Source organism: Roseivirga sp. (assembly GCF_049099775.1).
Taxonomy (GTDB): Bacteria; Bacteroidota; Bacteroidia; order Cytophagales; family Cyclobacteriaceae; genus Roseivirga.
Window position 1 is genome coordinate 43148 of the sequence record NZ_JAGDZM010000012.1, and the last position, 19463, is coordinate 62610.

23 protein-coding genes are annotated in these 19463 nt (G+C 37.5%); 5 read left to right on the plus strand and 18 right to left on the minus strand.

What is annotated here, in order from left to right:
* Positions 1-163: 163 nt before the first annotated feature.
* The 11 genes from JXQ92_RS16820 to rpsF all read right to left on the minus strand — a co-directional run bounded on the left by JXQ92_RS16820 (position 164) and on the right by rpsF (position 7465).
* Entirely contained in the window at positions 164-349 is a 186-nt protein-coding gene (locus JXQ92_RS16820; RefSeq protein WP_421987806.1) for a hypothetical protein, read from the minus strand.
* 129 nt (positions 350-478) lie between these two features.
* Positions 479-823 (minus strand): immunity protein Imm33 domain-containing protein, encoded by a 345-nt coding sequence (locus tag JXQ92_RS16825; protein ID WP_421987807.1) that lies wholly within the window; start codon positions 821-823, stop codon positions 479-481.
* Between the two features lie 1821 nt (positions 824-2644).
* On the minus strand, positions 2645-3100 hold the full coding sequence (locus JXQ92_RS16830; RefSeq protein ID WP_421987808.1) for a hypothetical protein: 456 nt from the start codon (positions 3098-3100) through the stop codon (positions 2645-2647).
* A gap of 15 nt (positions 3101-3115) precedes the next feature.
* Complete coding sequence (locus tag JXQ92_RS16835; RefSeq protein WP_421987809.1) at positions 3116-3727, minus strand: DUF6984 family protein; 612 nt, start codon at positions 3725-3727, stop codon at positions 3116-3118.
* 101 nt (positions 3728-3828) lie between these two features.
* Positions 3829-4140, minus strand: coding sequence for a hypothetical protein (locus JXQ92_RS16840; RefSeq protein WP_421987810.1), 312 nt, complete (start codon positions 4138-4140; stop codon positions 3829-3831).
* 567 nt (positions 4141-4707) lie between these two features.
* Positions 4708-5226, minus strand: coding sequence for a hypothetical protein (locus tag JXQ92_RS16845; RefSeq protein WP_421987811.1), 519 nt, complete (start codon positions 5224-5226; stop codon positions 4708-4710).
* 103 nt (positions 5227-5329) lie between these two features.
* Positions 5330-5491: a hypothetical protein gene (locus tag JXQ92_RS16850; protein WP_421987812.1), complete on the minus strand. Its 162-nt coding sequence runs from the start codon at positions 5489-5491 to the stop codon at positions 5330-5332.
* A gap of 297 nt (positions 5492-5788) precedes the next feature.
* Complete coding sequence (locus JXQ92_RS16855) at positions 5789-6175, minus strand: hypothetical protein (RefSeq protein ID WP_421987813.1); 387 nt, start codon at positions 6173-6175, stop codon at positions 5789-5791.
* Positions 6176-6391: 216 nt separating this feature from the next.
* A complete protein-coding gene (gene rplI, locus JXQ92_RS16860) occupies positions 6392-6835 on the minus strand; it encodes a 50S ribosomal protein L9 (protein WP_421987814.1) in 444 nt (147 codons plus the stop codon).
* 19 nt (positions 6836-6854) lie between these two features.
* Entirely contained in the window at positions 6855-7106 is a 252-nt protein-coding gene (gene rpsR, locus JXQ92_RS16865) for a 30S ribosomal protein S18 (RefSeq protein WP_069835582.1), read from the minus strand.
* Positions 7103-7465, minus strand: coding sequence for a 30S ribosomal protein S6 (gene rpsF / locus JXQ92_RS16870; RefSeq protein WP_421987815.1), 363 nt, complete (start codon positions 7463-7465; stop codon positions 7103-7105). The genes rpsR and rpsF overlap by 4 nt, the downstream gene beginning before the upstream one ends.
* 136 nt (positions 7466-7601) lie before the next feature.
* On the opposite strand from rpsF, the gene JXQ92_RS16875 reads away from it, so the two are divergent.
* The 3 genes from JXQ92_RS16875 (at position 7602) to JXQ92_RS16885 (ending at position 11059) form a co-directional block, all read left to right on the plus strand.
* Positions 7602-9161: a sensor histidine kinase gene (locus tag JXQ92_RS16875; RefSeq protein WP_421987816.1), complete on the plus strand. Its 1560-nt coding sequence runs from the start codon at positions 7602-7604 to the stop codon at positions 9159-9161.
* Positions 9154-9843, plus strand: a complete 690-nt coding sequence (locus tag JXQ92_RS16880) for a response regulator transcription factor (protein ID WP_421987817.1) — start codon at positions 9154-9156, stop codon at positions 9841-9843. Before JXQ92_RS16875 ends, JXQ92_RS16880 begins: the two co-directional genes overlap by 8 nt.
* A 217-nt stretch (positions 9844-10060) precedes the next feature.
* Entirely contained in the window at positions 10061-11059 is a 999-nt protein-coding gene (locus JXQ92_RS16885) for a sugar-binding domain-containing protein (RefSeq protein WP_421987818.1), read from the plus strand.
* On the opposite strand, the gene JXQ92_RS16890 is transcribed toward JXQ92_RS16885, so the two are convergent.
* Both JXQ92_RS16890 and JXQ92_RS16895 read right to left on the minus strand, forming a co-directional pair.
* Entirely contained in the window at positions 11044-11700 is a 657-nt protein-coding gene (locus JXQ92_RS16890) for an alpha/beta hydrolase (RefSeq protein WP_421987819.1), read from the minus strand. The genes JXQ92_RS16885 and JXQ92_RS16890 overlap by 16 nt on opposite strands.
* 3 nt (positions 11701-11703) lie before the next feature.
* The gene (locus JXQ92_RS16895) at positions 11704-12189 is read right to left on the minus strand and encodes a cytidine deaminase (protein ID WP_421987820.1); all 486 of its coding nucleotides are present in this window, start codon (positions 12187-12189) and stop codon (positions 11704-11706) included.
* Positions 12190-12315: 126 nt separating this feature from the next.
* Here JXQ92_RS16895 and JXQ92_RS16900 point away from each other — a divergent pair, with 126 nt between their 5' ends.
* Positions 12316-13659, plus strand: a complete 1344-nt coding sequence (locus JXQ92_RS16900) for a saccharopine dehydrogenase family protein (RefSeq protein ID WP_421987821.1) — start codon at positions 12316-12318, stop codon at positions 13657-13659.
* A gap of 8 nt (positions 13660-13667) precedes the next feature.
* On the opposite strand, the gene JXQ92_RS16905 is transcribed toward JXQ92_RS16900, so the two are convergent.
* Positions 13668-16016 carry a penicillin-binding protein 1A gene (locus tag JXQ92_RS16905; RefSeq protein ID WP_421987822.1) on the minus strand — a complete coding sequence of 783 codons (2349 nt, stop codon included), beginning with the start codon at positions 16014-16016 and terminating at the stop codon, positions 13668-13670.
* A gap of 87 nt (positions 16017-16103) precedes the next feature.
* On the opposite strand from JXQ92_RS16905, the gene JXQ92_RS16910 reads away from it, so the two are divergent.
* Positions 16104-16799 carry a hypothetical protein gene (locus JXQ92_RS16910; protein WP_421987823.1) on the plus strand — a complete coding sequence of 232 codons (696 nt, stop codon included), beginning with the start codon at positions 16104-16106 and terminating at the stop codon, positions 16797-16799.
* 7 nt (positions 16800-16806) lie between these two features.
* Here JXQ92_RS16910 and ppgK read toward each other — a convergent pair whose 3' ends face one another.
* The 4 genes from ppgK to JXQ92_RS16930 form a co-directional block, all read right to left on the minus strand.
* Complete coding sequence (ppgK, locus tag JXQ92_RS16915) at positions 16807-17550, minus strand: polyphosphate--glucose phosphotransferase (protein ID WP_421987824.1); 744 nt, start codon at positions 17548-17550, stop codon at positions 16807-16809.
* Between the two features lie 78 nt (positions 17551-17628).
* Positions 17629-18279: a tRNA1(Val) (adenine(37)-N6)-methyltransferase gene (locus tag JXQ92_RS16920; protein WP_421987825.1), complete on the minus strand. Its 651-nt coding sequence runs from the start codon at positions 18277-18279 to the stop codon at positions 17629-17631.
* A gap of 63 nt (positions 18280-18342) precedes the next feature.
* Entirely contained in the window at positions 18343-18801 is a 459-nt protein-coding gene (rnhA, locus tag JXQ92_RS16925) for a ribonuclease HI (RefSeq protein ID WP_421987826.1), read from the minus strand.
* Positions 18798-19370 (minus strand): MarC family protein, encoded by a 573-nt coding sequence (locus tag JXQ92_RS16930; protein WP_421987827.1) that lies wholly within the window; start codon positions 19368-19370, stop codon positions 18798-18800. Before JXQ92_RS16930 ends, rnhA begins: the two co-directional genes overlap by 4 nt.
* Between the last annotated feature and the right edge of the window lie 93 nt (positions 19371-19463).

The following is a 19463-nucleotide window of genomic DNA, read 5'->3' on the forward strand; positions in this document are numbered from 1 at the left end:
GCGCCAAGCCATTGAAATCCTTCGTTTCGCTCAGGATGACGAAAAGTTTCGTGTATGTTTTAAGCAACAAAAAAACCTCCTCCAGAAACTTCGGGAGAGGGCTTTTTATATTCAGTATTCTATACTTGATAATTGATCGAACTATCCATATTCAAAATCACTATCAAAAAGCAATTACCAAATAGTAGATACCAAAAAGCACTCCAATCCCTATGGCAAAAAACAGTCTTACATCATTCTGTGTATACTTTTCTTTCTTTCTAAAAACACCATTTTTATTCTGATAAATAGTCAAGAGTGAAGACAATAGGATTAGCCCCATTCCTATTAAAAATTTATAAAAATCCATTAGCAATCTTCTTGGGTGTTACTTTTAGCAGTTTTTACAACGGTATTTTTGACTGCCGTTCTTATGCTTACCACATCTATTACATGATTTGGAACAGTGTTTACAATTCATCAGATACGTGATACATTACTAAATGTCCAATAGAGTCAAATCCTGCCAAACATCCTCGTAATCTGGTGTTACTAAAAACCTCATTCCAGAAGCCAAACCCAAGTATTTTTCAATCCATGGACACCATTCTCTTAAATGAACAATGTCTAAAGGTTTGAAAAAATCAGGATCATCAGAAAGGTCTCCTGACCAAATATACCAACCTGTTGTATCCGCTTCTTGAGGGTCTCTCATAGCATTTATTGGTATTTCACCTTCCTTTACATTTAAAGCTATCCCAACTTTCATGTTATCAGGACTTGCCATAAATTCTACTCCATATCTTCTACAAATTCGCTTTTGCTCTAGTATTATGTTTTCCATCACTCTTCCTTCCCAGTTAAATACAAGTCCTTTTGCCTATTAAAATCTGGGATTTAAATCTTTGCTTCCAATGTGTCAATTTACCAACAAAAAAACCTTCTCTCGAAGGCTTCTCTATCTTAATATGTTTTGTGTATGCTATACCTGATAATTGATGGAATTACCGGAGTACCCTAAAGCAAAGAGTAAGATGCCCAAATGATAGCCACCAACCACCAGATAGTTAATATTAAATTTATGCGCTTTCTATAGATCAAATAGTTCTTTTCATCGATATCCAAAAGTTCTTTCTTAAAAAAGGGAAAAATAAATTTTAATATTTGACATATAACGTAACTGCTTGAATAATCACCTCTAACTATTTCAGTAAAGTAGTCTGAAACATCTTCGTATTGTATTTGAGGGTTAACAAGTTTATAGTACTTCCAATGATATATCATTTTATACCAAAGCGAAATAGCCAGTAAGAGAAGTATCATTAATTCCAGAGCGTTCATTCTTAGTTATCTCTCAAGTAATTTTTTTTCATAAAAGATTCCCGGTTACCAAAAATAGAACGTTTAAGTCCTAAACCCCTTCCAACAGACGTCGAAAAATCCTCTCCAATTCTTTCTATGAGTCACATTATTTTGTTTATCAGTTGTTACTCTATTTTTTTAAAAAGTCTCATCTCAACTTTTTAGGCTTACTTAGTGGTGCTGTACTAGAGAGTGCATTAATGTTTATCCCAAAAGGATGGTAGGTATCCTAAAGCACCAAAAAACCTCTTCCCGAAACTTCCGGAGAGGGCTTATTTAGCTTAATATGTTTTGTGGGTTCTAAACCTGATAATTTATCGAACTATCCAGTTACTCATTGCCTCCCCATGCCCATACAATTAGCCTTATCATAAACAACAAGGAAACAATCATAAGTGAGCCTGCAACCCAATTAAACGTTTTATTCCTTTTTTTGCTTTCGGCAGTGTCATAATCTATATAATTCACAAAAGGCTTTTTATGTATAGGATAAAAAATCAGGTACCTAACAAAAGCTCCAATTGAGCATACTACAATTTCAATGCTTATTCCATCCATAATTTGTCAAAAATCATCAATACCAAGTTCTTTTGCATGAGCCAAATCTTTTTGAGCTTTCTCTCCTTGACCTAAACCAGTATATAAATCCATCCAACTGATAACTCTGTAAGTTATAAAATAGACCGGGTTTAGGTTATTAACCTTGTACTTCTCTTAATTACAATAATTTAGTGAATTAGAACCTACACTTCAAGTGTAGTATAAGTCCAGTACTCACTGCAAGTGAGGATTAGGCGGAGAATGTTACCTGATAATTGATTGGACTGCCATCCTCTAAACAGTATATTTTTGATTGGCCAGATACGTAGTTATTACAAGCATGACAATTGAAACTGATACATAAACCCAAAATCCATTATAGCTGAAATCTTTATAACTACGATAAAGTGCAAAAGTATCTTCATGTTTATTCCCCATGTAGACCAATAAATAGTTGAGCAGGCCAACAAAAATGAATAGGATCAAAACGCTTGAATTGTTGGTTCTTGACAAAACAGAATAAAACTGATCTATCAAGAAAAATAACGACGTAATATTTGTTGCTAAAAGCAAAGTTGATATACAAAAAGAGTATATACCAGGGTCAGCATCTCTCTGTGAGTAAAACTGATATATCACATAATTTAAATAACTAATCCAATTCATCATTTAATCTAAAAATCATCATATTGATTATCAATTAGTTACATCTCATAAAAAGCAAATCAGATACTTTGATGCATTACTTGGAAAAGGAGTTAAATTATAAACTTGTTAACGGTAATAACACCCATTCGCTTCTCATTTCTACTCTGTCTAGCTCTAAATGGGACAAAGACAAACAGGAAACCTGAATAATCTGGTTGCTCTTTAATTTTATTTGAAAGTAATAGAACTCAACAATGAGAAGTTTAGGTAAATAACTATGCTTTCTAATTACAAAGTCTATATCCTTGCTAGATATCGATATCTTTTCATTACCCTTGACATATACTAGCCCACCATTTACGGTAAATTTAAGCTCCTTATCCCAATCATTGACTAAATAATCAACTATCAAGAAAGTAACGGGTATGGTATTGCCAATGAGGACTATGGACAACCAAACCTTTGGATCATTTAAGCCAAAAACTGGACCACAGAGTGCAACCAATACTAGCAACAATATCGAGGGCCATGTATATTCTAGAATTCTTCTCATTCCCAATTTATTGCTCATAGTTGGCAAAATTAGTTATTTGTCCTTTTTAGCCAATTCAAGAATGCCACAGGATTGGAGGAGGTAAATTTCGATTCCTATAAGATCCATTGTGATTTGAAGATCAACAGTATCTAAAACAGAGTAGTCTAATGTGATATTTTTATCCAAATATCCTTCTTTTGAAAAAGTAGCTATTAATTCAGTCCTCGGTAATTTCTCTAACCTAAATCCTCCTTTTAAATCCACTTGTGATTCTATAAAAAGTTTTCGGTGAATTCGGATTTCTATATTCACCTCTTCACAAGGCTCTTTAGAATGGGTATAAATACAGGCCCCACTCATTAAACCATTTCGCTTAATATCTTTTGGGAAAGGTGTAGCTGTACAAGCAACTATAAAAACAAAGCTAAATGGCAATACTATTTTGGAATAAAAACTCAAATTAATCTCAATTCTTTTGCCAAATTTTCTTTCTTTTGACGCTATGCCTTTTGGGGTCAATCTTAAACTACCCATACCGCCATCTGCCATCCGTTCAAACTTTAAGCCTTCTTTCCAATTCTGCTTTGCAGACCAACCTGTTGCTGTGGTAATTAATAATTCAATAAGCTTTAATTGCTTGTCTAAGTTGACCTTCGACTCCATTGATTATTTTAAGATTGATTGATATAAGATCTTAATTTATTAAAAACTACATTAACTTTTGAGTTTGTTCAGAGTTCTCGAGATCTGAACTTGGTTTACGTTTATAGTATTAAGTCTGTGTCATGCCCTTTCTTATTGAGTTTTGTCAATAGTCTTTTCAAATAAATAAAGCCATAAAATTGACTTGCTGCGTTAAATGGGACCAAAATAAATATTCCGTAGTCAAAACCTACCGAGAAAAGTAGTCCAAACGGAAACCCTAGAATATACTTAAGTACAATCATTAATAAGTTATTAACGGAATCATCTAGCTCAGAATTACCATCATTAAATCCATTGACCAAAATGATAAAAGTCAACAAAACGTTTAAAACCAGAATTATCAATAAGTATTTAAAAAATCTCTTTTCCATTACTAATTGTCCTCTCCATTATCAGTTCCTTTAACCTCTATTTCTTTCAAGGTATTCAACAACAAAGTCAATATAGAAACTCAACCCTAATTAACTCCTTTGATTTTCAACAAAAAAACCTCCGAAGAGGGCTTTTAATATGATATGTTTTGTGTATTCTATATCAGCTAATTGATTCAATACTCCATTCAATTATACTTTAAGTAGGTCAAAATAGTTGGTATCAGAAGGAGTGGCATGAGTACAAAGTTACCAAGAATGAGATTCCGTTTCTTTTGTTGTTTATCCTTCAGAAAATCTTCAAAAGACATTTCCTCTTTATCATTTACAAATTGCCATCTAATAATCCCACCTACATAGTTGCATATATATATATCCAAAAAAACGTAGATCCATATTCTGGTAAACCTGACATAATTTACTCTTTCATAGCTCAATAGTTTCTAGCATCAATTTAAGCACTCTTACTCTCTTACCAGCAACAAAAAGCCCTCTTCCCGAAACTTCGGGAGAGGGCTTATTTAGCTTAATATGTTTTGTGTATGCTATACCTAACAATTGATTGAACTACCCTATTATATCAGTCAATTCCCAAACTGTACCATCATACTTTATTAACATCAAATACCCTTTGCTCTTACTCCAATAAATAGTCTTGACGTCAATTTCTATATCCGGATCATCTCTACCTTTATCATTGATTTCAATAACATCTGAAAACTCTCCATAAGGCAGGATTACTGTTCTTTCAGGTTGATTTTCAAGCCATTCAAGGTCATATTTCTCTTTAAAAAACCAAGTGTTTTTTAGTCTAACATCAAAGTCAATATGACTAGGCTTTCCAAGCTTCTTTGCCTCTGCCGATATTTTGAATATATAGGTTTCCCTGTGCTGAAGACTATTTTTTGGATTAGTATGTTTAGCTGAAACCCTTTGACTTTGATAATAGTCTGGTACTCCTATACCATCAGGAAAGACAAGTCCAATCTCTTTAATGTAAATAGAATCTATCTCATCTTTCGAAGACTTAAAGACTAAGACTTGCCTTTCCTTATAAGGATTCCAGTCTGTTTCTTCTGATGTCAAGTAAGTACTTGATTTGAAGCATGAGTTTGTTAGACTTAAGATCAAAACCAATATCAATGACAATGAAAAATATTGCCTCAATTCCCGTTTTGATATATACTTCTTAATTCTCATTGTCCTTTTTATCTTCTTTTAAACTACCATCGTCATTCAAAATTCCTTGATCTACAAAATATTGAAAGAGTTCAGGATTTTGTTCTATTAGCTCTTCCGTTGTATATGTATGCACATCGTGACCGCCAAAACGATCAACTACATTTGGCATTACTTCAAAATTAGCGCCTTGAATTGACTGAAGAATCGAATTAAAAGCTCCTGATGAAGATACTCCTACGGTACCAGAAGGAGTAAATAGAGATTGGGCATGGCTTGGTTTTTGGCAAAAAAATATACGAATAAAACTGTTAGGAAAGTTATTCTTGTCTTCATTTGAGTGTGTTTTTATGGTAGAAAAAGCCTTATTCCCGAAACTTAGAGAAAAGGCTTTTATAAATATTTATTGATTATCAATTACTTAGCGATCGAAAAAAGTAAATCAGATACTTTGGGACATTATTCTCTATTAGGGGTAAAATTCAATGTTATCAGGTATTTCATCCCACCCATTTTTAGGTGCTTCATCTACGGTTTCTATTATTCTTAGGTCAGGCCGAATCTCACCATGCTTACCGTTGTACTTTTCTGCGTACTCTACAATGTACATCATGCCAACTTCTGGTTTGGATTCAAATCGTTTTAAGCTAAGTGATCCCTCGTATTCCATATCGTTAACCGAATATAAAAATACAGCAGACGTGCCTAACCTAACTGGAGTAAAGTATCCAGTAATTCTCCCTATGGTATAATCTTTCTTTTGAGTCTTCAAAAAAATTTTCCATAATGGGTACCCAATCAGAAACAGTACAATTACTAGAAGGTACAACTTCTCTTTTTTAATCTTAACACTCATTGGTTTTGCTAATTGAACCCTTAAATACCAACTTACCCTAACTAGAGTGAGGAACGCATCTATAAGGTAAGGAAATCACTCGTTATTAATGGAATCAGTTAGTTCAGATCCTTCGCTTTGCTCAGGACGACGAACGAAGGGGGTGCTGTTTAGAATGTAGCATAAAAAAAGCCTGTCCATTTGCATGAACAGGCTTTCTGTTTGAATATTTATTGCTTATTCAGCGATCACGCTAAATTTCAAATCTTTCTTTACTTCTTTGTGTAGATCAATCTCAAGCTCGTATTCGCCTAACATCTTCACATCACCTTTGAAAGAGATTTTCTTTCTGTCTACTTCAACACCTCTCGCTTTTAAAGCATCAGAGATTTGTAAAGTAGTCACAGCGCCAAAGATTTTACCGCTATCGCCAGCTTTCGCTTTGATTTCAAGTGCTGCATCGCCAATTGCATCAGCAATTGCTTGCGCATCGCCTTTGATTTTATCTGCTTTGTGAGCGGCTTGCTTAATATTCTCTGCGATCATTTTCTTGTTAGAACTGCTCGCTAGAATAGCAAATCCTTGAGGAATAAGGTAATTTCTACCATAGCCTGGTTTTACATCAACTGTATCGTTTTTGTAGCCCAAACCTTTAATATCAGTCTTTAATATAACTTCCATTGTCTTTTCAGTTTAGGGTTTACTTCAATCCGTCAGCTACGTATGGCAATAAAGCAATGTGTCTTGCTCTTTTCACTGCTTGTGTTACCTTTTTCTGGTATTTCAAGCTAGTTCCAGTAAGTCTTCTTGGAAGTATCTTACCTTGCTCATTAATAAAGGCCATCAAGAAATCTGGGTTCTTGTAGTCTACGTATTTGATTCCGTTCTTCTTAAAGCGGCAATATTTTTTTCTTTGCTGCTCTCTATTGATTGGTTCGTTTACTAAAGTCATGCTGCTGCCTCCTCTTTCTTTTTCTTGTTAAAAGCGCCACCTTTTCTTCTGGTGTTGTACTCAACCGCGTGCTTATCTAAAGCTATGGTTAAGAATCGCATAATTTTTTCATCCCTTTTGAATTCGATCTCAAGGGTTGCAATTGTTGCTGGGTCGGCTTTGAATTCAATCAAATTATAGAAACCTGTAGACTTGTGCTGAATTGGGTAAGCCAACTTCTTAAGTCCCCATCTTTCTAAATTCACGATTTCCGCTCCGTTGTCTTTCAGGAGTTTCTCGTAGTTGCCGACAGCATCCTTCATCTGCTCATCAGACAAAACGGGATTTAAAATGAATACTGTCTCGTAATTGTTTAACATTTTTAATGTATTTGTTTTTCGGCCTGCAAAGATAGGAATTACTCTTTAAAAATCCATCGCTTGTAAAAGATTGTCACAGAATTAATTGTAGGGCCATCCTTTTTGTATTTTCGAGCATATTCTAATAAGATTTAGGTTGAAAAAACGCGCAAACAAACCTCTTATCGCCATTCTATTCATTCTGATCATTCCGGTCATAGTTTATGGCGTTTTCGAATTAAACTCTCTCACAGCCGACGAACGCGAATTAGAAAAGATTTATCAGCGTCAATTGGAATCTGTACTCTTTTCCATAAACCAAAGTGTGCAAGATAAAGTCTCAGATATTACCACCATGATGGATCGGGATTTAGGCGTTGTAACCGACGAAGAATGGCTTAATGAGTTGAGTATTTATAACTTTTTCTGGGGACTATATTTGAAAGATGCTACAGATGCAAGCGATCAGCTTTACACTTTGAGTCAATATGAAGGGAGAGGGCTCAAACAAGTAGCGGATAGCATTTACTCACAGAATGAAAGTGTTTTCGACCGACTTCTACAGTATAAAGAAGCTGGTGATTTCATGAAAATTGAAAAAAGCGATAAGCAGTTTTTTAATAAAGGCAAAGAGCTCGATTTCTTCTTCTTTGTTTTGGGTTCAGGTGAATCTGCCAAGTTTGGTATCTATTTCTTCGATGCTGTGCTCATGATAGAGCAGTATTTGGTACCGAAATTTCAAGAAATAGCTCGGGATGATTTTATTCTAACTTGCCGTAGAATATCCGATGGCTACATCGTTTACTCCACCGTTGAAAATATATTCGGCAGTTATGAAAGCGAACCGATCGATTTGCTACCGAAGTACGAAATCGGTATTGATAGGGCAGGGGGTACTGTACGAGAAGCGGTGGATCGACGGAAAACACAGAGTATGATTGCGCTCGGCTTACTGATGGTTGTGATGATCATTGGAATTATTCTCGTCTTCAGAAGTATTCAACAAGAAATGAAATTGGCTCAAAAGAAAGCCGATTTTGTTTCGAACGTTTCTCATGAAATAAGAACGCCACTCGCGTTAATTAACATGTTTGCTGAAACCTTGCTGATGGATCGTGTAAGAACCGAGGAGAAAAAGAAAGAATACTACGGTATTATTACTAAGGAAGTCAGTCGCCTCACCAATATGGTAAATCGCATTCTGAGTTTTTCTAAAATAGAGGCTAGCAAAAGAACTTACGACAAAAGAGTTGTTGACTTGAATAAAGTGATAGAAGAGGTGTTCAATACTTATTCCTATCATTTAGAGAATAATGGCTTTAAACATGCCATCAATCTTCACAGCGAATCGCTTCACGTGGAGGCCGACCATGAAGCCTTAATTGAAGTCTTGGTAAACCTTTTAGATAATGGCATGAAATACAGCCAGGACGAAAAGGACTTAGTAATTGCCTCCGGACTGAAAAACGACATGGCCTTTGTTTCAGTAACGGATCATGGCATGGGTATACCGAAGAATCAATTGGATAAACTGTTCGAGAAATTCTATCGTGTTCCGACTGGCGATGTGCATGACACAAAAGGGTCCGGTTTGGGATTAACGATTGTACAGCATATCATGGATGCCCATCAAGGCAAGGTTGAAGTAACCAGTACAGTTGGCAAGGGCAGTACTTTTAAATTATTTTTTCCATTACATAAAAACGAAAATGCCTAGAATTCTAATAGTAGAGGATGAGCCGGCAATGCGCTTAGGTTTAAAGGATAATCTAGAGTTTGAGTCTTACGAAGTAGAAGTAGCTATTGACGGTCAGGAAGGCTTGGAAAAAGCTCAGAACGGCTTGTATGACTTAATCATATTAGATGTAATGATGCCCAAGATGTCTGGGTTCGATGTTTGCAAAGCCATCCGTAAACAAGGGGTTTTAACACCAATTATATTCCTGACGGCTAAGAGTGAAGAAATTGATAAGGTTTTAGGGTTGGAACTAGGTGCAGATGATTATCTAACGAAACCATTCAGTTTAAGGGAGTTAATTGCTCGTGTAAAAGCAATTCTGAGAAGGTTCAAACCCGCAGAATCGAATGATGTTTCGGGACCAGTGACTATTGGTAACCTGACGATTGACTTTTCACAGTTTACTGCTTCGAATGCCGATGGCGATATAAGAATGTCTCATAAGGAGTATGAAATATTACAATACCTCTTGGAACACAAAAATGAAGTAGTGAGTCGTTATGACTTATTAAATAAGGTTTGGGGTTATGAAAGCCAACCGACGACCAGAACGGTTGACAACTTTATCTTAAGGTTGCGACAAAGAATAGAAGAAAACCCTAATGAACCCAAGCATATTTTGACTGTTCATGGGGTAGGGTATAAATTTATTTTAAACTAAAAAAGTACAAATACAATGCAATTAGGGCTAAATGAAGGTGTTTTTTGTCGATTGTGACATTTCATGACATCTCTTTACGGGCATATGACATTCGCTTTTTATATGCCTCGTATGTTTGAATAAGAAACAACAACAGCCCAACGGTTAAAACTAACACAACTAAACTATTAACAGCTCAGCCACTCTAATGAGTGGTTGGGTTTTAGAAACGCAAAGCATGTATAAAAGTATTTTCACATCGTTATTATTACTCGTCATTATCGGAGTTTCAGGTCAGGATCTCGATCGAGTATACAATCTAAGAGGGGATTGGAAATTTTTCATTGGAGATAAGTCGGAGTACTCGGAGAAAGACTATGACGATTCTGGGTGGGAAGAAATTTATGTACCAAGAAGATGGGAACGCGAAGGCTTCAATGGCTATGACGGATTCGCTTGGTACCGAACCAAGATTGATGGCGACGAATTTGAAGACGAAGGAACGCACTATTTAAGACTTGGCTATATCGATGATGTAGATGAGGTTTTCTTCAATGGTGTCAAAATTGGTTTTTCAGGGAGTTTCCCGCCTAATTATTCCACTGCATGGAACGCCAAAAGAGAATATAGAATTCCCACCAAACTCATTGATAGAAATGGAAAAAACACAATAGCCGTAAGAGTTTTCGATAAAGGCGGAGAAGGCGGTATCTATAGCGGAGAAGTTGGTTTATTAGTGGCCGATGCTGCTTATGATGAAATGTATTCGCTTGAGGGTGTATGGAAAATCAGAACGAGAGATAGAGAAGAATACGCTGAGGAGAATTATGATGATACTAACTGGCAGGACATTATTGTTCCTTCTAACTGGAAAACAATAGGCATTCGTGATTACCGAGGTTTTGCTTGGTACCGTAAGGAGTTTGATATTCCTGAAGGAGGAAAGATTAAAGAATTCACGCTAGTCGGTGGCTATATCGATGACTTTGACGAAATCTTCATCAATGGAGTCAAAATTGGTGAAACCAATGACGGTAGAAGAATTGGAAGATCGAGAAGTTTTAGTGAATTACGACTTTACGACATACCAATTAACTTGCTTAAACCCGGTAAAAATACCATTGCCGTTCGCGTAGAAGATATTGGCGACAATGGAGGGATTTATGCAGGCCCAGTATCCATAGTACCATCAAAAGTGGTGACAAAATTTGCCAGAGATAGTCAGTTCTGGCGATAAGGTCTCTCGTTGATTTCCTGAAGCAAACGCTTATTGAGTTCGTGTCCGCCTTTGAAAGTCAAGGTCTCGGGCACGATTTTAATTTCTGTAGCAATACTTTTTTGTTCAGCAATCCGTGCTTCGGTCAAATATTCATCATCCGTTCCATAAACAAGCAAGCACTCCTTGTCACGAAGTTTTCGGTTGCTTTCTAAAGGAGGTAAGTCAGGTGGGAATATACCAGCCCAAAGTACTAATCGATCGAAATGAACATCTGTTTGTGTCGCAAAACGCGAAATAGTAGCACCACCTTGAGAAAAACCAAGCAAGGTTACTTGGACATCTTTTTTGACCTTCGATTTTACTTCATTCATTACCGCGGATAAATAGGTCAAGTAATTCTCAATATCATTCAGGCGATCTTCTTTTGTCATCCAAGTAGCACCAACCCTTCCGGTAAAACCTTGTAAGTAATACTTGAATAATCCCTCTGGAGCCACAATTAAAGTCTTACCGTTATCGATCTCTTCAAATTTCCGAATGAAATATTTAGCGAGCTGTCCATGCCCATGACATACAAACCATATTTGGTCAATTGCTGAACTAGGGATGCCTAATATTTCATAACGTGCTTGAAAAGGAATTGTAATTCTGTTTTCCATTAATTAAGAAAGTTGCTCCACAGAGAACTTGAAAGGTAATAAGTTATCAATTGATTTTGACATGAGTACTTTGCCTTTTCCGCCAGTAAGGTATACTGCTATGTCGCTTTCTTGCTCCACTTCGTACTCACTCATTACCTGCCTACAACTGCCACAAGGTGCAGGAATGTTGTTTTCATCAGCGTCCATTTTCAACGCAACAATAGCCACTTTCAGCACCCTTGCTTTCGGGTTATTCGCTTTAGCAGAGAAAAAAGCTACACGTTCGGCGCAAAGCCCCGACGGATAGGCGGCATTTTCCTGGTTATTGCCCAATACAACCGTTCCATCTTCTAGCATTAAAGCGGCACCAACTTTAAATTCTGAATAAGGTGCTCTGGCGTTCTCAGCAGCAGCATGGGCATTTTGAAGAAGGGATTGTACTTCGGTACTCAGTTCGTTTTTTTGATAAACGTATAGTGAAAGTTCTTTCTTGATTTCTTTTGGCATAGCTTAATTTCAAGCGGATAGGAAGATACGAATGTTTCGTAAGCAAGGTTGTCGAAAAGCATTTCGAAGTATTCATTTGAACTTAAATGAGTTTTCCCCTAATTCGGGTTCAAAGATTTTTTTAGTATGAATAACATCCTCGTTTTAGGAGCTGGTCGTTCCGCAACTTCACTCATTTCTTATTTACTCGAAACGGCGGCTACTAAGGGCTGGACGGTGAGCGTAGCCGATTATGCACTTCAACTGGCTGAAGAAAAAGTTAATAATCACCCCAATGGGAAGGCCATTGCTTTCAATATTAACAAAGACGATGAGAAAGAGGCGCTAATTGCTCAAAATGATGTGGTGATTTCTATGCTGCCGGCTAGGTTTCATCCGACAGTGGCTGAAACATGTTTGAAGTTTGATAAACACCTTATTACGGCTTCCTATGTTTCTGAAGATATGAAAGCACTGAGCGAGCAAGCTGAAAAACAAGGTCTTTTATTTTTAAATGAATGTGGACTCGATCCGGGAATAGATCATATGTCCGCTAAAAAAGTAATCGACTTTGTCAGGAATGAAAAGGGGCAGGAGCTAAGAGCATTTGAATCATTTACCGGCGGACTTCTAGCTCCGGATCCGAAAGATGATAACCCTTGGGCGTATGGCTTTACTTGGAATCCAAGAAATGTTGTTTTGGCAGGTCAAGGCACCGTTAAATTCATCCAGGAAGGACGTTTTAAATATATTCCATACCCGAAACTTTTCAGACGAATTGAGATGATCCACATACCAGGACATGGCTACTTTGAAGGGTATGCCAATAGAGATTCTTTGAAGTATTTGGAAGTGTATGAACTTGAGGGTATCAAGACACTTTATAGAGGCACATTAAGAAGACCTGGTTTTTGTAAGGCATGGGATATCTTTGTACAGCTAGGCGCCACTGATGATTCATATGAAATGGAATCAGTAGCCGAAATGACGCATCGTCAGTTTATTAACTCTTTTTTATCTTTCAATCCTGATGATTCTGTTGAACTAAAACTCGCCCATTATTTAGGTTTAGATAAGGACGGTGCCGAAATGCACAAATTGAATTGGCTAGGTATTTTCGATGAGGAGTCCGTCGGTTTAATGAAAGGCACGCCTGCACAAATTTTAGAGCACATTTTAAAGAAAAAATGGACAATTGGTCCCGATCAGAAAGATCAAATTGTGATGTGGCATTTATTCGATTATGAAGAGAACGGAAAGACAAAAAGAATAAGATCGGCTATGGTTGCCAATGGCGAAAATGCTATTGATACCGCTATGTCTAAAACCGTAGGCCTGCCACTTGGAATAGCTACAAAACTTTTAATGGAAGGAAAGATAGAAGCTCGTGGTGTGCAAATTCCAATTACGCCAGAATTCTATAACCCAATTTTAGCTGAGCTTGAGACTTTGGGCTTCGATTTTGTAGAAGAAGAGGTGGAACTAGACTGAAATCAACTTTAGCTACCTCTTTTCTTCTTCTTTTTCTTGTCTTTGCGTTTAAAGATGTTTCCAATCTTCTTAAGTATGCCTTCTTTCTTTTTTGGTTCGGCCGTTTCAGGAGTATAATTAAACTCCGTGACCTTTGGTTTACTGTTGTCCACGAATACGCGATTGAGTACACCCGTTTTCTTTTCAGTGGCACAACCCATCATATTTTGAATGGCAATGGATGGAGGAGGGAATTGTGCATCTGTATAGCGCTCAAAACCACCCTGAGCGATCATTTTTTGCTGTAATAATCCGAAAATTGGAAGCGCAGAATTAGCACCTTGTCCCATAGCTGTTGTTTTAAAACCTACTCGGTAATCATCAGCACCAACCCATGAAATTGTAATTAGACGAGGGGTAATGCCAACGAACCAGCCGTCTTTATTGTCTTGTGTAGTTCCTGTTTTTCCAGCAATGTCATTTTTTAAACCATACTTCCAGCGTAAACGCGTGGCAGTTCCTTCATCTACTACGCCCTTCATCATTTCCAACACGGCCAACCTTGTTTTCTCCGAAAAGACTGCTTCTTCTGCTACTTCAGGGTCAAATTCAGCCAAGACATCCCCATTACTGTTTTCAATTCTTTTAATAAAAAATGGAGTGGAGGGTCTTCCCTTATTTAAGAAACTAGTGTAAGCCTTTGCCAATTCCATAATCGATAAACCTGCAGTGCCCAAAGCGATAGAAGGTACCTGAGGTATTTCCGATGCTATGCCCATCCTATGCGCCAAATCGATTACATTTTCAATGCCGCCATCTTCCATCACTTTTACGGCCACTGTATTGACAGAATTGGCTAGTGCGGCTTTCATCGCATAGCGTTTGTCGTAGTCTGGGGTACCTGAGTTTACGGGTGTCCAATTGTTATAATTGGCGTAAGTCACTTGGCGAGCAGAATAGAACTGACAAGGGGCTATGCCTTGCTCTAAGGCCGTGGCATATACGATCGGTTTAAACGTGGAGCCAACTTGTCGCTTACTTTGTGAAACATGGTCGTATTGAAAGTGCTCGTAATCAATTCCACCTATCCAAGCTTTAATTTCTCCAGCAAATGGATCGACAGATAAAACCCCGGCGTTGAGAAATTTTGTATAATGACGGATACTGTCTAAAGTACTTGCTTGAACTATTTTTTTGCCATTCCAGTCCCATAATTCTACATTATGTTTTTGGCTTAAAGAATCTCTGATGGCTTTTTCTGAAAGCCCAGTAGCTTTAAGTTTTTTATATACGCTCGATCGATACAGTGCATCTTTTAAGATTTCTGAATTTCTAAGCCATGGCGCCCTTTGCCCATAACTCTTTTCAAAATCAGTTTGAAGCTGAGTTAAGTGTTGGGTTAAAGACTCCTCAGCCAGCTTTTGCATGTTATAGTCGAGCGTAGTATAAACCTTTAAACCACTCGTAAACAAGTTGTAGTCCGTGCCGACTGAATCATTATATGATTGAAGCCATGATTGTACTTTTTTTCTAAGATTAGCTCGAAAATAAGCCGCTATACCTTTGTTATGACTATAAGGCGTATAGCTCAATTCCAGCGGTCTTTTCGATGAAATCTGATATTCCTCGTCGGTTAAGAAGCCATATTTTTTCATTTGATTCATCACCACGTTACGCCTTAACTCAGAGCGCTCAGGAAACAAGCGTGGGTTGTAGCTATGTGAAGCTTTGAGCATGCCTACGATAACTGCGGACTCTTCAAGCGTTAATTCTTGAGCCGTTTTACTGAAAAACTTTTCAGCAGCACTTTCAATGCCGAATGTATTATCGCCAAAAGGAACCGTATTCAGGTAAAGCGTTAGGACCTCTTCTTTAGAGTAAATTTTCTCTAGTCGAACTGCAAGAATGGATTCTCTAGTTTTGGAAACTGGCATTGAAAAGATACCATGGTCTTGACGCGGATATAGGTTTTTAATTAACTGTTGCGAAATGGTGCTACCACCGCCGGAAGATTCATCTCTTAGCAATACGGTCTTAAATATTACCCGCAAAAGACTTCTTCTATCGACTCCGTTGTGTTCATAGAATCGGGCATCTTCTGTTGCAATAAGGGCCTCAATTAAATGCTTCGGAATTTCTTCAAAACTGATAGGTTGCCTGTCGAAAATGAAGTATTTCCCTAGCAATTCACCCGCTGAAGCAAAGATTTCTGTAGCCTCACTTTGTCGAATATTTGATAGCTGTTCTTTTGTGGCAAGCGGCTCCCATAAGCTCCAATAAACACTAAAATAAAACCCGAACAAGCCCAAGAGCAGGACTATGGAAAGACTCAAGAACCACTTGAAAATCTTTTTTCGTTTAAGTTTTATTTTGGCCATTTATGTAGCTAGATAACGCGGTGCGAAGGTGCTTCTTATAAGTTAATTAAGAAAATAATCATCCACGTTATCTTCAATAAAAAAGCTGTGTTTTGTAATGCAAAATCGAGATCATTGTATGTGCAGCAATCGAGTAAGTTTCTAAACCGATCTGAAATCATTGATTTTGTCCGTTCACTTGAAGCTAGTGAATACAAATCAGACTATGATTTTGAGAAGCATCAGCTGCTCTTTTCTAAAGAGGCAATTGACTTGAAAATTAGGTTGCCGATTACGCTGAATGTAAAAGCGGGTAGTATTGACCCTGAATACAATGTAAAGTACTTGATGCTTCTAGTACAAACTGGGAGCTCGTCTATCGGCGTGTTTGAGGGAGAAAATTGCCTCGAGCATAAAGTTTTATCTGCTTACATGGTTCGGAAAAAACAGGGTAAGAGTCAGCTCAAACATTTGAAAACAAAAGGAAAATCTAGAGCAGGTTCCAGAGTTCGTTTGGCAAAAACTATGATCTTTTTCGAACAAATTAATGAACGAATAACGCGTCATTTGAAGGAAAATGACTTCGATAGGATTGCCTTCAGTTGTTCGAAAATTTTAATGCCGCACCTCTTCAATTCGAAAGTACCTACACCTTTCGATCGTAAGGATGAAAGGATTTATAAAATTCCAAAGCATCTTCATCAACCTAATTATGAGGTAATGCTAGGCATGCAGCGATTTCTTAATAAAGCAGAGGTAATCGGTAACGAAAATGTTTTACAAAGTCTTAAGCTGACAGATTAAAGGTTAATTATTTGTGATGGTCTGCAGCGAATGCCGCGGCACCAATAATTCCAGAATTATTTTCTTTTTCGCCCACCACAAAAGGTGTTTTAATCGTAATCTGATCTCTAAATTTATGGATGTGCTTGCTTACACCACCAGCCAAAATGATAAAGTCAGGACTAACAATTCTTTCCACGTGCGTTAAAAACTTATTGAGTCTTTTTCCCCAAACATCGAAATCGAGCTTTTCACGTTTTCTAGCCGAATCAGCAGCGTAATGCTCTATATTCTGGCCTTTTTTGTAGTAAAGGTGGCCCAATTCAAAATTTGGAATCAATACGCCATCATAAAAAAGGCCACTTCCTAGCCCAGTACCTATAGTAACCATAAGCACTAATCCGCTATGATGTCGGCCTGCGCCATATTTCATTTCCGCAAGACCGGCAGCATCCGCATCATTAATCACATTGAAAATTTGATTGCAATGATTTCTGAAGTGATCATCGATTTGCATTCCTCTCCAACTTTCGTCTAAGTTGCTATGGTACTTAGCCTTTCCATTTACAACAACAGTTGGAAAAGCCACGCCAATATTGTCTTTCCAGTCAAAGTGCTCTTGGATTTCCTTGATGACTAAAGCCATATCGTCTGGCTTTCTACCCTCAGGCGTCGGAATTCTAAATCGGTCAGAAATTAAGTGACCTTTTTCAGTGTCAACAATGGCGCCTTTTATTCCGCTACCACCGATGTCTATACCTAATATTTCCATGCGTTTCTTAAGAAAGGTGCCAAGGTATCAGATTTTAATTGTGGCTGCAAATGTATGGGATAACTTACCTAAAAGGCCTTATAAATGGAGATAATATGGTTTTAACAGTACGATGAATTCTTGGGTGTAATTGTGTTCGGTATCTCTGATAATAATATCGCGTGAAATGTCCTTTATACCATTATTTCGGCTAAACGAGGATACAATTCTTATGGGCTTAGCATTTGAGTTATTTCGAATACTAATCCAGTTTTCTGGAAATAAACCTGCTTTTTCTGCCAATAATTTGAACTGTGTCATTTCATAGGCAGGGTACATCAACCATAAACTTCCATTTTCCGATAAAAGCTCAAGGCACTTGGCCAATAGAACATTCATGGGCAGCGAATTGTCGTGAACGGCTTGGTTTTTTACAGTAGACTTACCAAGCGCATTTCCTTTGAAAAAAGGTGGGTTGCAGACAATCTGTTCAAATCGAATAGATGATTCGAAATGCTGTAAACTAGCATTATGAAGTGTTAATTGATTTTTCCATGGGGAAGCCTCAAAATTTGAACTGGCTTGCTCTGCCACATCATTGTCAATTTCAATAGCTTGGATGCGTGTATTGCTCTTTTGGGCAATCATTAAAGAAAGCAAGCCTGTACCCGTACCGACGTCTAAAATTTGTCCCTGATCTGTAGGTTTAATAAGTGCACCAAATAAGCAGCCATCAGTAGTGACCTTCATGCCCGCTTTATCTTGCTCAATGCGGAACTGTTTAAATTGGAAGTAACTGTTGGCCAAATCCTTTTATGAATAAAGTCCAGATTCAAACCCTTCGTCCACTAAATGATCACCACTTTCTGCTGCATCAACAGCCAACTGATCGCACCTTTCATTCTCATCGATACCAGCATGACCTTTCACCCACTGAAAAGTAACACGATGTTTTTTATATACATCGGCAAAACGCAGCCAAAGATCTTTGTTCTTTTTACCCTTGAAATCCTTCTTTATCCAGTTCCATAACCAACCCTTTTCTACAGAGTCGATAACATATTTTGAATCGGAATACACCTTCACTTTGGCTTGCTCTACTTTAAGGCTTTCCAACCCAGTAATCACGGCTAGCAGCTCCATGCGGTTGTTGGTTGTCTTACGATAACCTTGCGATAATTCTTTCCTTAAGTCCTTGTATTTAAGTACAGTACCATAACCACCCGGACCGGGGTTGCCGCGAGAAGAGCCATCAGTGTAAATTACTATCATAGGTTGATGATGTTGTCTTTAAATAGTTTGATGGCGATTGATAATAAGATTATACCAAACACCTTTTGCAAAACGCCCAGGCCAGCATCGCCAATTTTTCTTTCTAACCAATTCGTAGATTTAAGCACGATGTAAACGAAAATCAAGTTAACTACAATACCAACTAAGATATTCAGCTCAGAATATTCAGCTCTAATAGAAATGATGGTCGTAAGCGTACCAGCCCCGGCAATTAATGGAAAAGCAATGGGAACTATGGAAGAAGTTCCTGCTGCTCCCGCATCATTTTTGAAGAAATTTCGGCCAAGAATCATCTCCAAACCGATAATGAACATGACGATAGAACCAGCTATGGCAAATGAGCCCACATCGATCCCAAATAGGCCCAATAAATTGTCGCCTATAAATAGGAATAAGATCATTAAAATACCAGCTGCTAAGGTGGCCTTTCCGGATTGAATATGTCCGTTTTTCTTTCTTAAATCAATGATTATTGGTGTTGAACCAAGTATATCAATCACTGAAAACAGGATTAAGGTAACGGATAAGATGGCTTTGAAACTAAGCATGATTAAAAAGTTTATGCAAAGCTAGGAATAGCCTTTGTGATTATGTTTAAAAGGAAGGGAAATTCTTTTGTCCATTCCTAAAAATTACGCACC

What these genes read in the sequence shown, in the direction of transcription:
- rnhA (WP_421987826.1), bottom strand. Translation starts at nt 18,801, where the DNA reads ATGATAGTAATTTACACTGATGGCTCTTCTCGCGGCAACCCCGGTCCG.
- JXQ92_RS16930 (WP_421987827.1), bottom strand. Translation starts at nt 19,370, where the DNA reads ATGCTTAGTTTCAAAGCCATCTTATCCGTTACCTTAATCCTGTTTTCA.
- JXQ92_RS16840 (WP_421987810.1), bottom strand. Translation starts at nt 4,140, where the DNA reads ATGGAAAAGAGATTTTTTAAATACTTATTGATAATTCTGGTTTTAAAC.
- JXQ92_RS16895 (WP_421987820.1), bottom strand. Translation starts at nt 12,189, where the DNA reads ATGCCAAAAGAAATCAAGAAAGAACTTTCACTATACGTTTATCAAAAA.
- JXQ92_RS16850 (WP_421987812.1), bottom strand. Translation starts at nt 5,491, where the DNA reads ATGCCAAATGTAGTTGATCGTTTTGGCGGTCACGATGTGCATACATAT.
- JXQ92_RS16890 (WP_421987819.1), bottom strand. Translation starts at nt 11,700, where the DNA reads ATGGAAAACAGAATTACAATTCCTTTTCAAGCACGTTATGAAATATTA.
- JXQ92_RS16905 (WP_421987822.1), bottom strand. Translation starts at nt 16,016, where the DNA reads ATGGCCAAAATAAAACTTAAACGAAAAAAGATTTTCAAGTGGTTCTTG.
- JXQ92_RS16820 (WP_421987806.1), bottom strand. Translation starts at nt 349, where the DNA reads ATGGATTTTTATAAATTTTTAATAGGAATGGGGCTAATCCTATTGTCT.
- JXQ92_RS16885 (WP_421987818.1), top strand. Translation starts at nt 10,061, where the DNA reads ATGTATAAAAGTATTTTCACATCGTTATTATTACTCGTCATTATCGGA.
- JXQ92_RS16880 (WP_421987817.1), top strand. Translation starts at nt 9,154, where the DNA reads ATGCCTAGAATTCTAATAGTAGAGGATGAGCCGGCAATGCGCTTAGGT.
- rpsR (WP_069835582.1), bottom strand. Translation starts at nt 7,106, where the DNA reads ATGACTTTAGTAAACGAACCAATCAATAGAGAGCAGCAAAGAAAAAAA.
- JXQ92_RS16900 (WP_421987821.1), top strand. Translation starts at nt 12,316, where the DNA reads ATGAATAACATCCTCGTTTTAGGAGCTGGTCGTTCCGCAACTTCACTC.
- JXQ92_RS16830 (WP_421987808.1), bottom strand. Translation starts at nt 3,100, where the DNA reads ATGAGCAATAAATTGGGAATGAGAAGAATTCTAGAATATACATGGCCC.
- JXQ92_RS16920 (WP_421987825.1), bottom strand. Translation starts at nt 18,279, where the DNA reads ATGAAGGTCACTACTGATGGCTGCTTATTTGGTGCACTTATTAAACCT.
- ppgK (WP_421987824.1), bottom strand. Translation starts at nt 17,550, where the DNA reads ATGGAAATATTAGGTATAGACATCGGTGGTAGCGGAATAAAAGGCGCC.
- JXQ92_RS16855 (WP_421987813.1), bottom strand. Translation starts at nt 6,175, where the DNA reads ATGAGTGTTAAGATTAAAAAAGAGAAGTTGTACCTTCTAGTAATTGTA.
- JXQ92_RS16825 (WP_421987807.1), bottom strand. Translation starts at nt 823, where the DNA reads ATGGAAAACATAATACTAGAGCAAAAGCGAATTTGTAGAAGATATGGA.
- rpsF (WP_421987815.1), bottom strand. Translation starts at nt 7,465, where the DNA reads ATGTTAAACAATTACGAGACAGTATTCATTTTAAATCCCGTTTTGTCT.
- rplI (WP_421987814.1), bottom strand. Translation starts at nt 6,835, where the DNA reads ATGGAAGTTATATTAAAGACTGATATTAAAGGTTTGGGCTACAAAAAC.
- JXQ92_RS16835 (WP_421987809.1), bottom strand. Translation starts at nt 3,727, where the DNA reads ATGGAGTCGAAGGTCAACTTAGACAAGCAATTAAAGCTTATTGAATTA.